Here is a 20,919-nt window from a genome sequence, read left to right on the forward strand (position 1 = left end):
CCGAAAGGCAGGAAGTTTTTTCTCATTAATACCTTCTTTTATAAAGGTTCCGATACTACCGAAAATAATATAATTGAAAAATAAGCATTTTTATCTGGGATTTGGAGATCGAATGCTATGAAAAAGGGAATAATAAAGTAGGGAAAACAAGATTAAATAGTAGTAAATATAATTATATAAAGCACTCACTCGGCGCGCTTTTTTTCTGAGAAAAAAACTCAATCTAGATTTACACCTCGAAGAAAAATACTATATATAGCAATCCTAAATTGGTTGTGGCAAAATTCCATACAGAAAAAGTTTTGGGAAATCGAATATTTGACCATAGCGCAAAAAACTTAAATAGCCACTTAACTACTTTAAAAGAACTGCAAAGATGATAGAATTGTCTGGTGAAATTTTTGGCTTGTAACCAAATATCTTCAACGGGGTTTTGCTCCGGGGCATTCGGGGCAAATTTTGTACAATTTATCAACCATTCCTCTTCTACTAAGTCTTGATTAATTGTCACTAAATATTCTTGCGCATTCCTGAGAATTATGATAACTTGCTCCATCCCAAAATATTGCCAACCTTTTTCCCGGCCTTCGCGCTTTGCAAATATTTAATAAATTCAATGGTATTTTCCGTATTTCCACTCTTATATTCTTGCACAATAAATTCTTTGCTTTGATAGTCTAATGCTCCATAATAAGTCTGTCTTTCTGTTTCATTTTTGAGCGGGATTTCTATTCTTTCATCTGTTCTTCCCCAAGCAGAACCTAATACATCCCCCCATAGCAAATGACATTCTTCACTTCCGAAACACTGTCATGTTTCCTGCTTCTATTTCCGGTTGCTATTTGGCTAACAATTCCTCTATTTCTTTTTTTTTACTTGCACTAATTCATCATTTTTAGCGGGATTCTTATTCGCGAGTTTTTTCCAACTTATTCCTGCTTCTTTGAGTAATACCAATTCCCAAAAATAACGCTATACTTAATTAAGATTTCAGTTATTAAGTAATAATAATAGTTGTAAGCATTCAGCTATTAGCAGTCAGCTTTTCCTGCGGAATGCTGCGCAAACAGCAGCAAGACCCTCTTCTTAAAGACAGTGTTTAAATTAATATAGAATTTAAGGGAAAGGGAGGCAACTTTTCTAGTAAGATAATTAATAAAGTTTTTATTGTAAACTAACACGAATAGCTGATAGCTGATGGCTGACGGCTGAATGCTTACTAATAGTTCAGTAATGTTTGTAACGATTCTCGGCATTAAGCCAAGATATATTATGTCTTTGAATCCTACTGCCTACCCTCAAGGAGATGTAGCAATACTTTTGAGATTTAGTATAAGTTATAATAACTTTGATTAGATTCAAATACTACATCATATTGCTTCTTTAAATATTTTTGTAAATCTGATAACCTCAGATAATCTTATGCCCTTAACAACTCAATTGTTTGCTCTTTTTCTTCGGCCTTTAAGTAACCTTGTGTTCCTTTATATTTAAGCCTTAAACTTTCTACGCCATGAAACAGTGCTTGGTTTTTCCTTTCGCTAATAAAACTGTGAGAAACATTTAATAATTCTTTGACTTAATGGTAGGATTTTCTCGACAAAATCATTTTGACCGCCAAGGCTCTTTTAATTTCTTTGGACTCTTTTGTTTGATTGATAAAATCATCTAGTTCATCTATAATATGCATTTTTTGTCTTTTGACTAGATATGTTATTCTTACTATTATATATGTTGCGACTTATTTAGGATTGCTATATTCAATCAAGAACGGTTTTAACCAGAGGTAATTATCAATTATCCATGATCAATTATCAATTAATTAAATCTCCCCATTTCCCCATCTCTGCCAACTATGTAATAAGTATTCAACCGAATTTAATATAACTCCTGTAATTAGAAAATTTTGACCTAGTTTTCCATGATAAATTTTACCGAATAATTAATAATTAAATAATTAAATAATTAAACAATTCGGGTTAAAAGCCTCCCCTTTCAAGGGGAAAAAAGCGGTCGATCTTCGTAGCTTCCCGAAGGGTGGGATGGCGCAGGTTTCCTGCGCCATATCCAATCAACCAAGAGAATAAATTTTTTCCTTATTTGTCAATCCTCTCCCTAAAAGGGAGAGGTAATTATCAATTATCCATTCAAGAAAAGCAGCTTTTGATAATTTTCTGATTGGTTTAGTTATCAAACGCACTATTAATAATCCTCAACCTACAGCTATTTCCAATGCTAATTTTATTTGTTTATTGAGCTTAGTAATTATTGGACTAAATTTTCAATTGAATCAATATCGCTAGGCAATTCTTGAGTCAAAACTTCAGCACCATTTGGAGTTACTAAAACATCATCCTCAATTCTAATACCTCGAACATCATCAAATTTTTCTAGCTTTTCCCAATTCACAATATCTTGATATTTTTGACGCATTTCTTTGTTATTTAAAATACCTGGTACTTGATAAAAACCAGGTTCAATTGTAACTAACATTCCCGAAATTAATGGACGATTTAATCGTAGAAAACCTAAACCAAAACGACTACTACGCTCCCGACCTATTTCATATCCAGCTAAATCTCCTAAATCTTCCATGTCGTGAACATCTAAACCTAATAAATGACCGATTCCATGAGGAAAAAATAAAGCATGAGCATCCATTTCCACTAAGTCTTCTGCCTGACCTTTTAAAATTCCTAAATTTACTAATCCTTCCGCAATAACTTGAGCTGCTAATAAATGAATATCTAAATATTCAACACCAGGTTTTATTTGAGCAATACAAGTATCATGAGCAGCTAAAACTACATCATAAATATCTCGTTGAGTGGGAGAAAATTTACCAGAAACAGGCCAAGTACGAGTCACATCACTCGCCCAACCTAAATTTGTTTCTGCCCCCACATCTGCTAATAGTAAATCTCCTGTTTGTAGGGGGTGATGATATTGTTCATTGTGCAAAACTTCTCCATGTACAGTCACAATACTGGAGTAAGCACAAGTCATATTATGGGAGATAATAATACTCTCCATTATGGCTCGGATATTAGACTCAAATTTAGCATTTTTTGTAGCTGCCATTCCAGCTTTATGAGCTTCTACAGTTACTGCTACTGCTTGTTTTATTTCTGTTAAAGCTGTGGCATCATGGCTAAGTCTTAAAGAGATAATAGCCTTTGTTAATTCTAAGTCAATTTCTTTGGGGTTATTAGGTGCAGAAATATCTCTATTCAGAGTTTTAAATTGTGTGGTTTGAGTAGGAGAATTTTGTACAGAAATAGTCGCAGCATTAGTGGCGCGAGATTTCAATTCTTGCATAGGAAAAGCAGCATCAGCACCAATAATTCCAGCTAGGCGATCGCGTGTGGGTATTTCTCCATGCCAAAGTAGACTACTCGGTGGTGCATTATCCATAAATAGTTCTAATTTTTCTCCATCTAAATGTATAGCAGCATCTTCAATAGGTAGTCCAGCAAAATAGAGAAAATGACTGCTAGGACGGAAGGGAAAAGTATTAGCTGGAAAGTTGCGGGGACTACTACTTCCTGACCAAAGTATGACTGGAAAATTGATTAATTTGGCTAATTTTTTTCGTCGGTTATGGAGTGTTGTTGCTAGAGAAGTTTGTAAGTTAGGAATCTGCATGGGAGTTATTTATATAAAGTAAGAAAGAAGTAAGAAGGAAGAAGGAAGAAGGATATAAATCAAATTTTTCTAGTTTCCTTTTTGCGGTATTATTTTTGATGATGGGTATCACAAATGATAAAGAATTTGAAAAAATATCTAATTTACTATTGTACCAGCTTCAAAAGGAATCAGGAAGAATAAATTAAGAGAAAGCCAAGAATGATATAAATAAATAGTTTTTAGGATGACAGAGAAATCAATTATTGGCAAAATTTTCTAATTTCCTTTTTGCAGTGTGATTTTTGATGATGGGTATCACAAATGATAGATAATTTGAAAAAATATCTAATTTACTATTGTACCAGCTTCAAAAGGAATCAGGAAGAATAAATTAAGAGAAAGCCAAGAATGATATAAATAAATAGTTTTTAGGATGACAGAGAAATCAATTATTGGCAAAATTTTCTAATTTCCTTTTTGCAGTGTGATTTTTGATGATGGGTATCACAAATGATAGATAATTTGAAAAAATATCTAATTTACTATTGTACCAGCTTCAAAAGGAATCAGGAAGAATAAATTAAGAGAAAGCCAAGAATGATATAAATAAATAGTTTTTAGGATGACAGAGAAGTCAATTTTCGGCAAAAGTTTCTAGTTTCCTTTTTGCAGTGTGATTTTTGATGATGGGTATCACAAATGATAGATAATTTGAAAAAATATCTAATTTATTATTGTAGCAGCTTCAAAATTTACTATATTACTGGACTGACACAGGGGGATGGGGCGGGTTTATCTAAATTTAACGTTCAGCAAGCATTATATCCTTGGGGTGGGGGCGGGTTAATAAGATAATTTGTAACACCATTAATTTAACGCGGAACCCGCCCCTACTATTGCAACTTTTTAGGCGTTTCACGCCACTACATTATTACTAGGAAAGGTCAATTATCTGATATTTCCCCCTAGTCAATATAGGAAAAAGCAAAATCAACTAGAAATCAAAAATGTCAATTATAAAAAATTTGATGATTACATCAATGTGTTTGTTAACAACAGTAGTTACTATACTGAATGATAGTATATCTGAAGCTAAAAATAATAATAATCTTGTCTATCAAAATAATTATTTCCAATTAGCTGAAGCTAACTCAGCCGAAAATTTACAGGATATTATTGGGAAAGATGCACAAGTAGAAAAAGTAGTAGAAGGTTTCAAATTTATCGAGGGACCTGTCTGGCATCCTGACGGTTTTTTGCTATTTAGCGATATTCCAGAAAATACAATTTATCAATGGCAACCTAATCAAGAAGTCAAAGTATTTCGTCGTCCTTCCGGGAAAGCTAATGGTAATACACTTGATTTACAAGGAAGATTAATTACTGGCGAACATAATAATCGTCGGGTGTCGAGAACTGAAAAAGATGGCAAAATAATTACACTTGCTGATAAATATAACGGTAAAAGTATGAATAGTCCGAATGATTTAGTTGTCAAATCAGATGGCAGTATTTATTTTACCGATCCTCCCTATGGAATTAAATCAGAACAGGAAGAATTAGGTTTTTATGGTGTTTATAAGATTGCACCAGATGGTCAATTAACTTTATTAGTTGATGATTTTACTCGCCCTAATGGTATTGCTTTATCACCTGATGAAACTAAACTTTATGTTAATGATTCTGAAAAAGGTCATATTCGTGTTTTTGATGTTAAGTCCGATGGAACTCTAGAAAATGGAATGATTTTTGCTGAGTTAAAAGACTCAAATAAACGAGGTGTACCTGATGGAATGAAAGTAGATTTACAAGGAAATGTTTATAGCACTGGACCGGGAGGAGTTTGGGTTTTTGCTCCATCAGGAAAGTTATTAGGAATTATTGCCGTACCAGAAAAAGTTGCTAATTTAGCATGGGGAAATAATGACTATAAAACTCTTTATTTAACAGCTAGTAAAAGCCTCTATCGAATTACTCTTAAAGTTGCAGGAGTTAGACCCTTTCAGGGAATTAAAAAGTTAGAAGTCAAAAGTAAAAAGTAAGATTTTACAGGCTCAAAACTTTGAAACTACAGTAATTTCAGGAGATTATTTCAAATCTTATAGGATAAAACTATTTGTGACATCTCTAAAGTGAATTGGTATTAAACTTGGTGGAAGAAGGAAAAAGACGTTTCATTATCTAGGCAATTAGTTATAGCAGTCGCCACTATAGTTAGGACATCGGGTAATTATGATGATTTATGACGCGAGCAAGATGCTCGCACTAATTGTCAAATATCAACCTGGCAGTTGCTATATCTAGCACAGAGGGAATAATCTTATGTTTTATGATACCAATTCATAAGTATTAGAGCTGATTTATAAAGTAAATATTAAGAGGGTAAATGCTTTACAGTGTAAGGGTTTGAGACTATCTAAGTCCCAAGGGCATAATTTTTGGTAAACCCATGCTAGAAAGGAGTTTCAACTCAGTTTACAAATCAGCTCTTAATGCTATACTTAAACCATTTCTGAATAGTAATGCTATATTTGATTACTATATCCCCTTAGAAAAATTAAATATTCACAGCCAGATTAATGTTAAATAGACATCTGGTGATCATCAAAAATAAAATAAATTGTACAGAAATTATCAATTATTTCCCCCCTACTTCCTACTCTTTCTTTTTTAGAGATGTTAAATAATTATCTATCTAAAACATCATATCAAGCAGTATTTCTTGGCTATAACTTTTTACCAAGAATTACTAGGAAAATATGGTCAAATTCTGCTGCTGAAATTGTGGCATTTTTCAACAACTATAGTATTCATAAACAGATTACATATTTGACTGTCAATAACTACGATTTAAAATTAGATATTTATCAGTCTCTCAAAAACAAACCTCACCCAGTAGTTATTTTTATTCACGGTGGGGGATGGGTAGACCGCCCAAAACAAGTGGAACTATTTTTTTTATTGCCATATTTGAAAATGGGTTTTTCTGTTGTGAATGTGGGGTATCGTTTGGCAGCACAGTCCTTAGCACCCGCAGCAGTAACAGACTGTCAGTCTGCTTTACGTTGGACGATAAAAAATGCCCAGAAGTACAATTTCGACCCTGAAAAAATCATTATCAGTGGCTATTCTGCTGGAGGCCATTTAGCTATGACAACTGCTATGTTACCTACTTCTGCTGATGAAGGATTGAAAGTAGCTGCGGTCGTCAATTGGTATGGCATTACAGATGTTAAAGATTTACTTGAGGGACCTAATGTTCAAGATTATGCTCTGGAGTGGATGGGCAACCAGAGCGATCGCTTGGAAATTGCCGAAGGTATTTCTCCTATTAATTATGTACATTCTGAACTTCCACCAATTTTTACTGTTCACGGCGATGCTGACTTAAGTGTCCCATATAATCATGCTGTGAAATTTCACGAAGCACTTAATCAAGCTAATGTACCGAATCAATTATTAACTATTTCAGGTGGTGGACATGGAGGATTTAGTTATAGTCAAAATCTGAAAGTTTATGAAAATATTGAGGATTTTTTCATAAAAAATGATTTATGGGGTGATTAACAATTAGGTGGTCATGAATATTCATGGTAGAGGCCAGATTGAGAGTTTTTAGCAACTTCCAATTCTTAATTACCAATTAATATTTTTGTAAGCATTCAGCCGTCAGCTATCAGCTATTGCTTTTAGTTTTAGATAAAAGCTTTAATAGGAATGAAATATGTTTGCTTCCGCATTCCGCACCGAAAGAAAAAAGTTATCAGATAACCTTAGTAAGTAATTACCTTCAAAAGCTGATAGCTGACTGCTAATAGCTGAATGCTTACGTATTTTTTACCATTAATTCCGATTTAATTTTGGGCTGAAGGTATCATTGTATATGATGTCCACTGTTACGTTATCTAAATGTTGGCATTTATACCCGCGCTCTCCTGTAAGGGAGCGTCGTATGGGAATGCCAATCAACCTTGCGCTTTCACAAACAATCTGTTAAAATGTAAATGTTGAAGGGTAAACAGTATATGGTCGAAAAAGCGTACAGATTTAGATTCTACCCAAATACCGAACAGGAAAACTTGCTGCGGAGAACTTTGGGCTGTGTACGCTTGATATATAATAAAGCATTGGCAGTAAGGACTCAAGCTTGGTATGAGAATAAAGAGCGAGTAGGATATGCTCAAACCTCAGCTATGCTTACTTCGTGGAAAAAACGAGATGACTTAAATTTCCTCACAGAAGTAAGCAGTGTACCATTACAACAAGGCTTGAGACATCTACAAACAGCTTTCACTAACTTTTTTAGTGGACTTACCAAATATCCCAACTTTAAGAAAAAGCGTAATGGTGGTAGTCCTGAGTTCACAAAGTCCGCATTTAAGTGGAAAGATGGTCAAGTATATTTGGCTAAATGTTCTGAACCGTTACCTATTAGATGGAGTAGGCAACTGCCCCAAAACTGTGTACCAAGTACAATTACCGTAAAACTTGACCCTTCTGGTAGATGGTCAGTGTCCCTTAGAGTCAATGACCCTAGAGACTTGAGGCTTAAACCAGTAACCAAGCAAGTTGGTATTGATTTAGGAATTACCAGTTTAGTTACTACCAGTGATGGAGAAACATTCGCTAACCCAAAGAATCTCAACAAATTACACAAAAAACTGAGGTTAGCTCAGAAGTCTTTATCTAGGAAAACCTTTGGGTCAAACAACTACCAAAAAGCTAGGCTTAAAGTAGCTAGGATACACGCAAAAATTAAAGATTCAAGGCTTGACTATACTCATAAGCTAACGACTCAACTAATCAGAGAAAATCAAACTGTTGTAGTTGAGGATTTAGCCGTAAAGAATATGGTCAAAAACCATAAGTTAGCAAAAGCAATAAATGATGCCAACTGGTCTGAATTAGTCAGGCAATTAGAGTACAAAGCTGATTGGTATGGACGGGAATTAATCAAGATTGATAGATACTTTCCCAGTTCTAAGCGTTGTTCTAATTGTGGTTACATAGTAGAAAAATTACCTTTAAATATTAGAGAGTGGGATTGCCCAGAATGTGGTGTTCACCATGACAGGGATATAAACGCAAGTATCAATATTTTGGCTGCGGGACTCGCAGTGTCAGTCTGTGGAGCGACCGTAAGACCATCTGAGAGTAAATCTCGGAAGGCGGGTGCTAAGAAACAGAAAGTTTCTAGCAGTGATGCTAGGGAATCCCGCGCTGTCTCGTGAGAGCAGCGTCGGGAGGATGTCAATTGGTTATCATGGAACACGACTACAAGAGTTGTGGAAAACTGGAGAAATTTATAATTTTTTGATTCATTCCACCCTGGGAAATTGGTTATTTGGGGTTATGAGTTAAGTGTGGGGAGATGGGGAGATGGGGAGATAGGGAGATGGGGAGATGGTGAATATGGAGGGAAAATTTCTACCTTTTTCTCCTATTCTATTTCTCTAGCTCAATTAATAAAGCTTTCATCACTCACTAAAAGCAATAGCTGATAGCTGATAACGTAGTTCCTCCGATAGGAGGCTAGCTGATGGCTGTTTGCGCAGCAGTCCGCAGGAAATGTTTACTTTGATATAATTTCTCTAGTCAAACAAAATAATTAATTAGTAATGAATCTACAAGAACAAAATTGGACTAACCTATTCGGAAATCATACCCCAGAAGGAACAGCTTGGTATGGTATTTGGACTAGATATTCTCTAGAATTAGAAGTTATAAAATCTTTTCAAGGTATCAGAAAATTCTCAACTAATCAGGATAAAACAGTAATTACTCACCACAATAGTTACACTTATGCTGATGGCAGTACGGAAGAAAAACAATGGCAAATTGAGAAAGAAATTGCTAATCAACCAGATGGAATGATTCATCCGGCATTTGAATCAATGAGGACATTATCTTTCAGTAAAGAAGCCAAAACTTGGATGTGTCTACAATTAAAAATAGGGAATCGTTTTGGTTGTGAATTATTTTTCCAACATCAAAATTTTCGGACTAGCGTTGTTTCTATGTATGGAGAAAATGGTGAGTTAGCAGGGTTTACACAAATTCGCGAACATCTTAATAGTTATCCCGACCAAAAACCAGGGGTAGAATTAAAAAATATATCGGGAAATTGGGTGGGGCAAAAACAGTCTATGAATCCTGATTTACAAATTTCTCAAGAACCAGAACTTACAGAACTTGAGTTAGATCCAACTGCAGGTAAAAATCAAACATTTTTTCTGCCTGATGGTATAGTTATAAATGTTCCAGAAAAGGTAAACATAGGAGAAGAGTTTGAACTGGTAGGAGGTAAGATGATGATAGAAAATAAGTATAAACGAATGACTATTAAATATGATAAATATGGCAAATTTATTCAGTTGATTTCTGAAGTATTTGACCGGAAAGATTAAACTTGAAAAATGATGAGAGGTCATTTCAGTTATCAGTTATCAGTTATCAGTTATCAGTTATCAGTTATCAGTACCTCTGCTGCCCCATTTAAACCCAGTTTCTTATAACACTCGCAAGCAAACGGATTTGATATTATTTCTAGCCCAGTAGTGGACTGTTTCAGCTAAAATAGTGCATTAGATTTGCCATTGTAGCTAGAGGAAGTTATCTCTTAAAAATTTCCTATTGCAACATTTAAGTTGTGTCAGTCCAGTAGGGTGCGTTAGCGGAACAAAGTGGAGCTTCATTAATGGATATGGATCATGGATAATGGATAATTACCTCTGGTTAAAACCGTTACGGAATTGAATATAAGGAATATTGTCTTTTCTCTTGGTCGATTGGATATGGCGCAGGTTTCCTCGCCATCCCACCCAACGGAGAAGCTCCGAAGATCGACCGCTTTTTCCCCGATCAAGGGGAGGCTTCAAGGCGCGAATTATTTAATTATTAATTATTAATTATTAATTATTAATTCTTCGGTAATATCATGTCCGGATAATTAGTGATAAAAAAATTTTCTCCTATTCTTCTTTCTTCTTTCCCCTTCATTTCCTCTTCTTTCTTCTTCTTCCCTCCTGACTCCTGACTCCTGACTCCTATCTCGTGATTTATAACTATTTAATCGGAAATAATATAACGCACAATTTTTGATGTTGCCTGGTGCGTTACGCTATCGCTAACAGCACCCTACAGCACTAAAGAATTAAGATTAATATCATACACTAATTCAGCAACGCCAGATGAAAATTCTTTTAGTTGAAGATGATAAACAAGTTGCCGATGCACTCTCGGAGGCATTGCGCGATCGCAATTATGTTGTAGAAACTGCTCAAGATGGAACAGAAGGTTTAGAGCTGGCCAAAACTTTTACTTACGATTTAATTATCCTCGACCTAATTTTACCGAAACTAGATGGAATTACTCTTTGCCAACAGTTACGAAATTCCGGAGACAGGACATTAATTTTAATGTTGACAGGTAAAGATACTAGCGACGACCGAGTTTTAGGATTAGATGTAGGGGCGGATGATTATGTTGTTAAACCCTTTGAGATGAAAGAGTTATTAGCCAGAATTCGCGCTCTATTACGACGCCAAGAAACCACACTACCTCCTATCTTAGAATGGGAACGACTCCGTTTCGATCCTAATCATTACCAAGTCAAGTATAACCACCAATTATTACAACTGACTCCCAAAGAATATGCTTTGCTAGAATTATTACTCCGCAGTAATAGTCGCATTCTCAGTCGTCGTGCTATTCTGGATAACCTCTGGGAATTTGAAGACCCACCAGAAGAAGAAACTGTTAAAGCTCATGTGCGTGGGTTGCGCTCAAAATTGAAAAATGCGGGGGCACCTGCTAATTTTATTGAAAATATATATGGTGTCGGTTATCGACTTAATCCTAATGTCTAATACCAAATTGATAAATTTTTGGGCGTTGGTGAATTAGGGTATGATACTAATTTAATTACTTAGGAGTCAGGAGTCAGGAGTCAGGAGTCAGGAGTCAGGAGTCAGGAGGGAAAAAATTTATAAATAATATTTAGTAATGGTGAAGATGAAGAATGTTTGGTAGTGGTGCATTGTAATTTTTTCGGTAACGGTATAGCAAGCATTTCAGCCACAATTCACCATTACTATACAGGACTACCGAATGTTTTTATATCAAATCCGGTAGCATCGGTATTATTCAGTGTTAAAGAGTAGGGGTGAATACCATTAGCCCTAAGCCCTATATTGTAGGGGCGTTTTGCTCCGCAACATATAAAGCGGCAGCTCTACGTTAGCAAATGGCCATTTGCCCTTACCGATTGTATGACGATCAACAGAATTATACTACTCCAAAGCCAACGGATTTGATATAAAACCCCCGATCGTATCTTCATAAATATCAAGTTTTTTTAACTAGGAGTCAGGAGATAGGAGTCAGGAGACAGGAGTTCATTAATGGATAATGGATAATGGATAATTGATAATTACCTCGGGTTTTAACCGTTACGGAATTGAATATAAGGAGATATTATTTCTTTTCTCTTGGTCGATTGGATATGGTGAGGAGACCTCGCCATCCCTCGACCGCTTTTTCCCCTTAAAAGGGGAGGCTTCAAGGCGCGAATTATTTAATAATTAATAATTAATAATTAATAATTCGGTAAGAGGGAAGATGTGGGTAGAGATAATACAAAAAATTCAACACTCCTTCTTCAGATTTTTCCTCAAAATTGATGTGCGAAAAGACTTGACTACCATAATTATATAGAACTCAAATGGGTTTTATAAAGTCTTTTAATCACGCTTATTATTCGTAACATTCTTTTTTCAAAATGGTATAATATAATGTTTGGATAATCAGCGATCAAAACACTTTATCCCTTTTAAACTTTTCTTTCCTTCAGCATAAGTGCCTTCAGCATAAGTGCCTTCCTTCCTCCAAAGTGTAAGTATTCAACCGAACATGATATAAAATGTCTAATTTTAAGCAGTTAAGAACGGTGCGATGGCGTCTGATGCGCTCTTATTTGGGGATAATGGTAGCAACTTTAGGCATATCATTTTTAGTCGTGGAACGTTGGGTAACTTACGACCTCAACCAACAATTTAATGACTACTTACTCCAATTAGCAGAAGCAGCATCTCAAACCTTAGAAATTGTCAAACATGAATCTAATGAACACAAAGAGGGAGAATATGACAAAGACCAACTACCAGAAGAACATTACCAAAGTAACTATCCAAAAACTTATCCAAAACTTGCCGATCTAATGGCAGGATACGACCGCCACGGAACTCTTGCAGTTCCCAAACACCGTCTACTTTACTATGCTCAAGGGGTAGAATGGTTCGATGAAAAGCAAAAATTGATAATTCGAGAAGGCGATCTGGATGTCACCTGGTCTATATCAGATAATTTAGAGCATTCCGGTAATATTTTAGAACGAAATAAAATTCGTAGTTTGGTTCTGCCTGTATTTTATACCCCCCCTAGAAGCGAGACTGAAAGACTATCGGGTTATATCCGTGCCAGTCATATTACTGGAGTGTTGGATATTCAGTTAGAAAGACTACGATGGGGATTGATAATTGGTGGTTTGGTGGCAGTCAGCTTAACTGCATGGGGTGCAATTTGGTTAACCAACAAATCCTTACAACCCATTGGTGAAAGTTTTGAGAGACTCAAACAATTTACTGCCGATGCGTCTCACGAATTAAGGAGTCCGCTGACGGCGATTAAAAGTTCCATTTCTGTATTACAAAGTCATCCCGAACGTATCGACCCAGTAGATAAAAATAAAGTAGATGCCATTGCTGATGCTAGCTATCGCATGACACATTTGGTAGAAGATTTATTGTTATTAGCACGTCTAGATGGTTCAGTTGCGTTGATGAGTCTGGAAAAAATACCTCTTCCCTTAGATGAAATTCTGGAAGACACTATCGAATTTGTTCGTAGTGAAGCAGAACAAAAAGATATTGACCTTAATTTCAGTCTTGATTCAGATATCTGGGTTTTGGGAGATGGACAGCAACTACAACGGGTATTTTCTAATTTAATTGACAATGCGGTGCAATATACGCCTAAAGAGGGGAAAGTCACAGTTTCTTTGTTTGCTGATAATGAAACAGCAATTATTATAGTAGAAGATACAGGAATTGGTATTGCTCCAGAAGAGTTACCCCATATATTTGAACGTTTGTGGCGCAGCGATCGTGCTAGAATTGAACGACGAGAAGGAACAGGGTTAGGCATGGCGATCGCTCAAACTTTAATTCAGGTTCATGGAGGCAAAATTGATGTAACCAGTAAAGTTGGTGTAGGGAGTTGTTTTTGGGTAAAACTTCCGGTAGTTGTAAAGAAGTAATATCAAATCCGGTTGAATACTTATTATATAGTAGGGAGTAGGGGAGTGGGGGAGTAGGGGAGCGGGGGAGTGGGGGAGTAGGGAGTAGGGGATATTAAATATTGAACTAATTGTAGAAGTATAAACAGATATTATATAACCAGATTCTATGTGCAATTAACCGGATTTGATATAATACAGCGGTTTTCCTGCACGGTAGACCACAGTAGGGACGTTCCATGGAACGTCCCTACTGGGCGCGTGATCGTAAAGATGTGGTTCATCAAATTGATAATTTATTTGATTTTTTATGATTGGAGATGTCTATTTAGGGTTTGCGCTTCACTAGTCTTTTAGTAGGGGTAGGAGACAACCCACCCCTCGCCCCTCCCCCGACCGTGGAGGGGAAGACAGGAGAAATGGGAATGATATCAAATCCGTTTAATTCGGTATAAAAAAATGTTCCATCTTCAACCATTACCAAATATTTCCCCATCTCCCCATCTCCCCATCTCCCTATCTCCCTATCTAATTACACCAATGCTACCGGATTTGATATGAGGGAGGAGGTAGGAGTAATATCATGTCCGAAGGCAATCGTTTGTGTAAAAGTTAGCGTGGATATCTACAGGAAATTTAAGTTTTTTTCTTGCCAGATGAGCTGTTGCCAGATGAGCTGTTGCCTATTTACTATACAAGACCGATGCTACCGGACATGATATAACAATTGTAAGAATGATTTTTCTGCCATAGTCAGCCCAAAATACTAGCTTTTTGAGCATTTTTAACTGAAACAGGCGCACTGCAATTCGACATTTAAAATGCTCAAACCTTTATATATCAATACTTTTATAATTAATCAGCAAGCCCTATTTAATCTCCCCTGCTCCCCTACTACCCCACTCCCCTACTCTCAATTATATAATAAGTATTAAACCGGATTTGATATAAATTATCAAGCACCACCATTGTAAGTTCCGTGTATTTTCCCATCCAACCAAAGTTGCTGCAATTTATGCAATATATCTTCTGAAAAATAATGAGGTAATCCAGCAGATACAGAAGCATTCCTACGAATATGCTCGGTACTTGAGGAACCCGGAATCACAGAAGTAACAGTTTGATTGTTCAGGATATATTTTAACCCTATCTCTGACATGGATAAATTAATATTTTTGACAATTGGTTTAATCAAATCAACCATTTCTACCTGTTTTGCTACCCAATCATCAGGAGTCCATAATCCACGCCAATCCCCTTGTGCAAACTTTTGAGACTGTGTCCAACCGCTAACTAAGGCACCAGAACTAAATGGACAGCGTGCTATAATTCCAATCTGATGTTTTTGAGCCATCGGAAACAATGTATATTCAGGTTCTTGTTCCAAAATATTATAAACTACCTGAACAACATCAATCCGCCCCCCTTCAATATGACTATTAGCTTCACCAGCACGGCGATCGCCAACCGATATACCTATGGCTCTAATTTTACCCTGTTCTTTTAGCTTGACCATCGCTTCATACCATTCCGTACAATGACCCCAGGCCAGATTCCAAGTATGCAAAAATAAAATATCAATACACTCTCGCCGTAAATTTTTGAGGCTAGTTTCGCAACATTTTACAATCCAATCAGAGGAAAAATAATCCTCAATTTTACTTTGAGGTTTCGGAGACCAGTCATCGCATTGAGGGGGAATTTTACTAGAAATTACTACGGAAGAATTTCCCTGTAAAGCTTTACCGACTACCTGTTCACAATAACCATTTCCGTATTCTAAAGCCGTATCTAAGTAATTAATATCTGAATCTATTGCCGCCTCAATTGCCTTGATATATTCTGCTTCCGTTTTTTTTCCCCACACATCCCCTGACAGTTGCCAAGTACCTAGACCAACTTCACTAATTTCAATATTGGTCTTTCCTAAGTGACGCTTTTTCATTACTAATTCTCCTGATTGAGCATTACTTGATACATTCAGGACTTACGCATAAGCTACGAAAAACTGGGATTTGAGATTGCTTCCCAATAGGTAGCTTCGGACGGAAATACTTTGTGCTGCCTAAGTTATAACATTTTTAATTTGATATCATGTCCTGTAAATAACCATTATTGCCTTTATGAATCTTTGGCGAAGCATGACAAATCGAAAGCAATCGCAAGACTTTGGGATTGCATCGTTTCACTCCGTTCTACTCGTAATGGCATATTACAAAAGATTTGCCGGACATCATAATGATACTTTGACCGAGAAATTGTGGTTCAAAGTCTCCTCTTTTAAGGGGATAAAAAGAAAAATTTTCCTTTGAGTCAATGCTCTTCTTTTAAAGGAGAGGTAATAATTAATAATTAATAATTAATTATTAATTATTGAATTTCTTCTAACTCAGTTAGCTTTTCAGTTAATGGATTAATGATGAGCTTGTAGATGTGATATATACTGGAAATCTCCTTGAGAGGAAAACGCTTGACGTGCCAAAAACCATTTAATTCAGACCCGAAATCATTAGGATAAAAACGGCCTGAAATCCATCCGTCTGATTCTTCTTCCGCTGTTGTTTCAATACGTATCCATTTCCAAATCATTTCCGCAACATCATAAATCCGAGTTTCAGGATTAGTAGGTTTTGGCTCAATAATAGCAATCCAACATTCGGGTTCCTCCGCATCAACTACATTAGGATCGTCACATCCTACCCAAATCCAAACAAAAGCTATATACTGCACTTGCTTTGCTGGATAATCATCTATGGGAGTATTGTCTACTAAATAATCTGCATTCACATAAAAGCGACCCAACCAAAATGGTAGTCCAGAATCGTAAGGTTCCTTGCGATTTAATAAAGTATAGTTGTCTAAAAACATATACTCGTCATCACAAACTGAGAACAGCTTATTTAGGGATATAGGTAAGAATTTTTTGGCGTTATGCTCAGATGCGAATCGGTTATCTAGAACCTTAAACAAGCTTCCAACCTGCTGGTGATAAGCCAGCATTACCTTGTAGCTTTGAGTAACTTGCTCCATAATATCCTTATTCATCATCAGGCTTTTCTCCTTCCTTATAAGATACAACATATTCATATTATACATCTCCAGAAAAGAGGGAACAGGGAACAGGAAACAGGGAAAAATAATTGACAATTTATGGATAAGAATTGATTTTATTTTGAATTTTAGGAGATGTCTATTAAGTTTAGATAATTAGTGCTTACCGATCTAATCTAAAAGCATTGATATATAAAGACAAGTGCCTTTTTGGGGTCGAATTGCAGTGCCTGGTATCACGTCTAAAACGCTCATACATGGAGCGTATTTTAGGCTCATAGTTGGGTATAAAAATCCCAAATTGACAATTCTTACCGAATGATTAAGGTAAAAATCCTCTCATGAGCAAGGAGAAAAAAGAAAAAATTTTCCTTTTAGTCAATCAATTCCGTTTTCACTCTGGAGGTAATAATTAATAATTAATAATTAATAATTAATAATTAATAATTAATTGTTGAATCCTACCTCCTCGCTCATTCCCCGTTCCTCCTGTCTTCCCCTCCTAGTGCAGGATGGCGGAAATAACTGACCAGTTACAAAATCCCAAAAAATTACAAATCAAAAATGATTGACTGTCAGATGTGCGTCTTACATTCTGAGGACACCTCGCCAATTAGCACTCGATGCATGAATTTTGACTTTTAACTTCCGCGTAGCGGCACTAGGAGGGGTTAGGGGTGGGTTGTCTCCTACCCCTACTAAAAGACTAGTGAAGCGCAAACCCTAATTAGCTATAGTACCATTAGTTTGGTTCAGCAATGTAGGGATACAAATTTCGTTAAATACTTAAGTTTTGTTGCAGTTTTTTACTTAAAGTCTCAAACCTTAAAAAAATAATAATAACGCGATATCTTTCCTAGTTTTTTACCTAAATGGAGCAAGAAAGCCCACACCAAACTAGCGTTATGGTGTTGGGATGAATTGCGACCAACAAAAAAATAATGCAGATAGCCAAAAGTTCTGCTATATAATGGTAAGATTAAAGAATGATTATTAGAGAAGCCAAGTTATTAAACGGCTCTAAGGCACAATATCTGGCCTTAGAACAGGCGATAAGAACTGCTCAATTCATTAGAAATAAAGCAGTTAGATTATGGCGCGACGAGCCAGGTGTAAATCAGGCTCGTCTATCTTTGCTATGTAAAGAACTTGCTAGTGAGTTTCCTTTTGTCAAAAAATTAAACTCAATGGCACGTCAAGCATCAGCACAGAGAGCTTGGAATTCAATCTCTAGTTTTTATCGTCGCTGTAGAGAGGGAGGCAAAAACAAAGGTTATCCTCAATTCAAAAAGCATTCTCGCTCAGTTGAGTATAAAACCTCTGGATGGGTGCGATTCGTTTCCTTGAAAAATGGAGAATTCAATTCAAAGTGTACGAGGAGCAAGAGGTCAACCTTTCGTATTGGTTGAATCAAAACTTTTGACAACTTAATGACCATGAGGGTGAAAGTCCCTCGACCAAGGCGCAATGGTTAAAAGCGCTTCCCCCATCTTTAGTAATTAGCAAATGCCAAGATGAAGCGGGGAAGTTAAGTAGAGGTAAATAGTAGCCTGAACTGTCATCCCTCTTAGCAAGAATCCATGAGTAACGCAAGTGAAGATGTGATTAAAACCATCGTTAATTGTAACCAGTGAAATAAGGCTGATACACCCTTGAGTCCCAAAAGGGCAAAGGTAGGGAATTGGCAACTCCACCCTTGACCAATAAGCGCTTCCCTTAACCTCGGTGGATAGCATCACTCTAAAGATTCAACCAATGGTCATTAGGAACGAAGTAACCTTGATACATCTCTCAGAGAAGGTCGATACCTGAGTAGGTAGCTAACCAGATGATGTATCAAGGAGGGATAGAATCAAAAGCCAAAGCCTCATCTAACAGTGAGGATATGCTGACAGATTCACGATTGTTTGGAAGGAATAGGAACAAGTAGTAGTAAATATGTCTAATACAGAGTTAAAATCGACGACTGTGGAATGGAAAAATATTCCCTGGCATAAAGTTGAACGAGTAGTTTTCAAGCTACAAAAGCGCATATTCCAAGCCTCTCAACCTGGAGATATTCGAGCAGTTCGCAGGCTTCATGCATACCTTGATTAATTCTTGGTCGGCTAAGGTACTAGCCGTGCGACGGGTAACTCAGGATAACCAGGGTAAGAAAACAGCAGGAGTAGATGGGGTAAAAAGTTTAACCCCAAAACAAAGGCTGGAACTTGTAAACCGACTGAGGTTAAACCAAAAGGCAAAACCAACAAGAAGGGTTTGGATTCCCAAGCCTGGAAGAAAAGAAAAACGCCCTTTAGGAATACCCACAATGTACGATAGAGCAGCCCAAGCTCTAGTAAAAGCTGCCTTAGAGCCAGAATGGGAGGCCAAATTCGAGCCAAATAGCTACGGATTCCGACCCGGAAGGTCATGTCACGACGCAATCGGAGCAATATTCAACGCGATTAGGTATAAACCGAAATTCGTGTTAGATGCCGACATCGCTCAATGCTTCGACAAAATTAACCATGATGCACTTCTCAAAAAACTCAATACATTCCCCACCATCCGCCGACAAATCAAGGCGTGGTTAAAGGCTGGGGTAATTGACTGGAGCAACTATGCCTCAAGGCAAAAGGGTTACAGTCCCACTAAAGAAGGCACACCTCAAGGCGGGGTTATTTCTCCGCTATTAGCTAATATTGCATTACATGGTATGGAAAACTGCATAAAGCAATATGCAGCAACTTTGCCTTGTAGACCAGGATATGGGAAAAAGGTAAACCAAATGAGTCTCAGTCTCATAAGATATGCAGATGATTTTGTCATCCTACACGAAGACCATACCGTAATTCAAAAATGCCAACAAATAATAGCAGACTGGTTAAGTGACATTGGCTTGGAACTTAAACCTAGTAAAACAAGGATGTCCCACACACTCACTGAATATTCAGGAAATGTTGGGTTCGATTTTCTTGGGTTTAACATTAGGCAATACTCAGTAGGAAAATATCAGACTGGGAAATCCACCAACAAAAAACCACTAGGATTTAAGACCATAATCACCCCCTCAAAGGAAAGCGTGAAAGGACATTGTAGAAAAATAGCCACCATTATCAAAGAGCATAATGCAGCCCCACAAGCAGCATTAATCGCTAAACTTAACCCAGTTATTAGGGGATGGTGCAACTACTTTTCTACAGTGGCAAGTAAAGAAACATTTATACGGTGAAATTGGTAGTTACTCAGGGAAAGAAACGGTAATGTTAATCGCTTGGTTATTTAGCTGGTTCCTCCTTAGTCAACTTTGGAAATATGAACAGGTTAAGTTTTCAACTATCTTTTTCTTCCTGTTTACATTTCTTGTTGCTGCAACAGTAATGAATTGGCATCCTCTGTTTCCATATCTGCCATTAATGCCTAAATAGGGTTTGCTTATGGAAAGTCTTTTTGCTGGGGTGGGAGACAGGAGACAGGAGACAGGAGACAGGAGTTAGGGGAATTTAGAGGAGGTAGGAGTAAGAATTGTAAGAATGATTTTTCTGCCCAACTATGAGGCTAAAATACGCTCTATGCATGAGCATGAAGAGCTGAAAAATTTGCACTTTTTAAAGGCCTCAAAAAGGCACTTGTCTTTATATTTCAATGCTTTTAGATTTACAGCGCTTTTCATTCGAGTAGACCACAAAGTCAGCCATCTATTGTGGAATTTGCAGTCCTCGTTTCGCTTACCACCGCGCCACCGCGCCACCTACCACCTAACTTTTTAACTGTGGTTTACCCATTTAAAAACTGCTGTAATCAGCAAGTCCTAAATACCGATCAGCACTCAGCATTCAGGAAAACGAAGGGGATTTTACCCGTAGCTATAAAAGCTGATAGCTGTTTGCGGAACATTTCTGCACTGAAAACTCAGTCAGAAATTACTTCTAACTTTTGACTTTTGACTTTTGACTTTTGAATTG

At 36.8% G+C, this 20,919-nt stretch carries 11 protein-coding genes and 2 pseudogenes; 9 read left to right on the forward strand and 4 right to left on the reverse strand.

Annotated features, from left to right (window positions below):
• Window positions 1–264 precede the first annotated feature (264 nt).
• Both F6K23_RS42175 and F6K23_RS26365 read right to left on the reverse strand, forming a co-directional pair.
• Window positions 265–951, reverse strand: a pseudogene (locus F6K23_RS42175) (transposase); the annotation flags it as partial.
• Between the two features lie 1,314 nt (window positions 952–2,265).
• Entirely contained in the window at window positions 2,266–3,645 is a 1,380-nt protein-coding gene (locus F6K23_RS26365; protein WP_293161300.1) for an aminopeptidase P family protein, read from the reverse strand.
• 989 nt (window positions 3,646–4,634) lie between these two features.
• Here F6K23_RS26365 and F6K23_RS26370 point away from each other — a divergent pair.
• The 7 genes from F6K23_RS26370 (at window position 4,635) to F6K23_RS26400 (ending at window position 13,942) form a co-directional block, all read left to right on the forward strand.
• Complete coding sequence (locus F6K23_RS26370; RefSeq protein ID WP_293161302.1) at window positions 4,635–5,669, forward strand: SMP-30/gluconolactonase/LRE family protein; 1,035 nt, start codon at window positions 4,635–4,637, stop codon at window positions 5,667–5,669.
• Between the two features lie 634 nt (window positions 5,670–6,303).
• Window positions 6,304–7,194: an alpha/beta hydrolase gene (locus F6K23_RS26375; protein ID WP_293161304.1), complete on the forward strand. Its 891-nt coding sequence runs from the start codon at window positions 6,304–6,306 to the stop codon at window positions 7,192–7,194.
• A gap of 458 nt (window positions 7,195–7,652) precedes the next feature.
• Window positions 7,653–8,858 (forward strand): RNA-guided endonuclease TnpB family protein, encoded by a 1,206-nt coding sequence (locus tag F6K23_RS26380; protein WP_293161306.1) that lies wholly within the window; start codon window positions 7,653–7,655, stop codon window positions 8,856–8,858.
• 105 nt (window positions 8,859–8,963) lie between these two features.
• Window positions 8,964–9,128 (forward strand): hypothetical protein, encoded by a 165-nt coding sequence (locus F6K23_RS26385; RefSeq protein WP_293161307.1) that lies wholly within the window; start codon window positions 8,964–8,966, stop codon window positions 9,126–9,128.
• Between the two features lie 117 nt (window positions 9,129–9,245).
• Entirely contained in the window at window positions 9,246–10,034 is a 789-nt protein-coding gene (locus F6K23_RS26390; protein WP_293161308.1) for a DUF3598 family protein, read from the forward strand.
• 783 nt (window positions 10,035–10,817) lie between these two features.
• Complete coding sequence (locus F6K23_RS26395) at window positions 10,818–11,495, forward strand: response regulator transcription factor (RefSeq protein ID WP_293161309.1); 678 nt, start codon at window positions 10,818–10,820, stop codon at window positions 11,493–11,495.
• 1,052 nt (window positions 11,496–12,547) lie between these two features.
• The gene (locus F6K23_RS26400; RefSeq protein WP_293161311.1) at window positions 12,548–13,942 is read left to right on the forward strand and encodes a cell wall metabolism sensor histidine kinase WalK; all 1,395 of its coding nucleotides are present in this window, start codon (window positions 12,548–12,550) and stop codon (window positions 13,940–13,942) included.
• 934 nt (window positions 13,943–14,876) lie between these two features.
• Here F6K23_RS26400 and F6K23_RS26405 read toward each other — a convergent pair.
• Together F6K23_RS26405 and F6K23_RS26410 are read right to left on the reverse strand one after the other, a co-directional pair.
• A complete protein-coding gene (locus F6K23_RS26405) occupies window positions 14,877–15,866 on the reverse strand; it encodes an aldo/keto reductase (protein WP_293161312.1) in 990 nt (329 codons plus the stop codon).
• Window positions 15,867–16,291: 425 nt separating this feature from the next.
• A complete protein-coding gene (locus tag F6K23_RS26410) occupies window positions 16,292–16,969 on the reverse strand; it encodes a hypothetical protein (RefSeq protein ID WP_293161313.1) in 678 nt (225 codons plus the stop codon).
• Window positions 16,970–17,958: 989 nt separating this feature from the next.
• Here F6K23_RS26410 and F6K23_RS26415 point away from each other — a divergent pair.
• Together F6K23_RS26415 and ltrA are read left to right on the forward strand one after the other, a co-directional pair.
• Window positions 17,959–18,381 (forward strand): hypothetical protein, encoded by a 423-nt coding sequence (locus F6K23_RS26415; RefSeq protein ID WP_367267825.1) that lies wholly within the window; start codon window positions 17,959–17,961, stop codon window positions 18,379–18,381.
• A 529-nt stretch (window positions 18,382–18,910) separates the two neighbouring features.
• Window positions 18,911–20,177: pseudogene (gene ltrA, locus F6K23_RS26420) on the forward strand (group II intron reverse transcriptase/maturase); the annotation flags it as partial.
• Window positions 20,178–20,919: the final 742 nt, after the last annotated feature.

It is taken from the genome of Okeania sp. SIO2C9 (genome assembly GCF_010672455.1).
In the GTDB taxonomy this organism is placed as follows: Bacteria; Cyanobacteriota; Cyanobacteriia; order Cyanobacteriales; family Microcoleaceae; genus Okeania.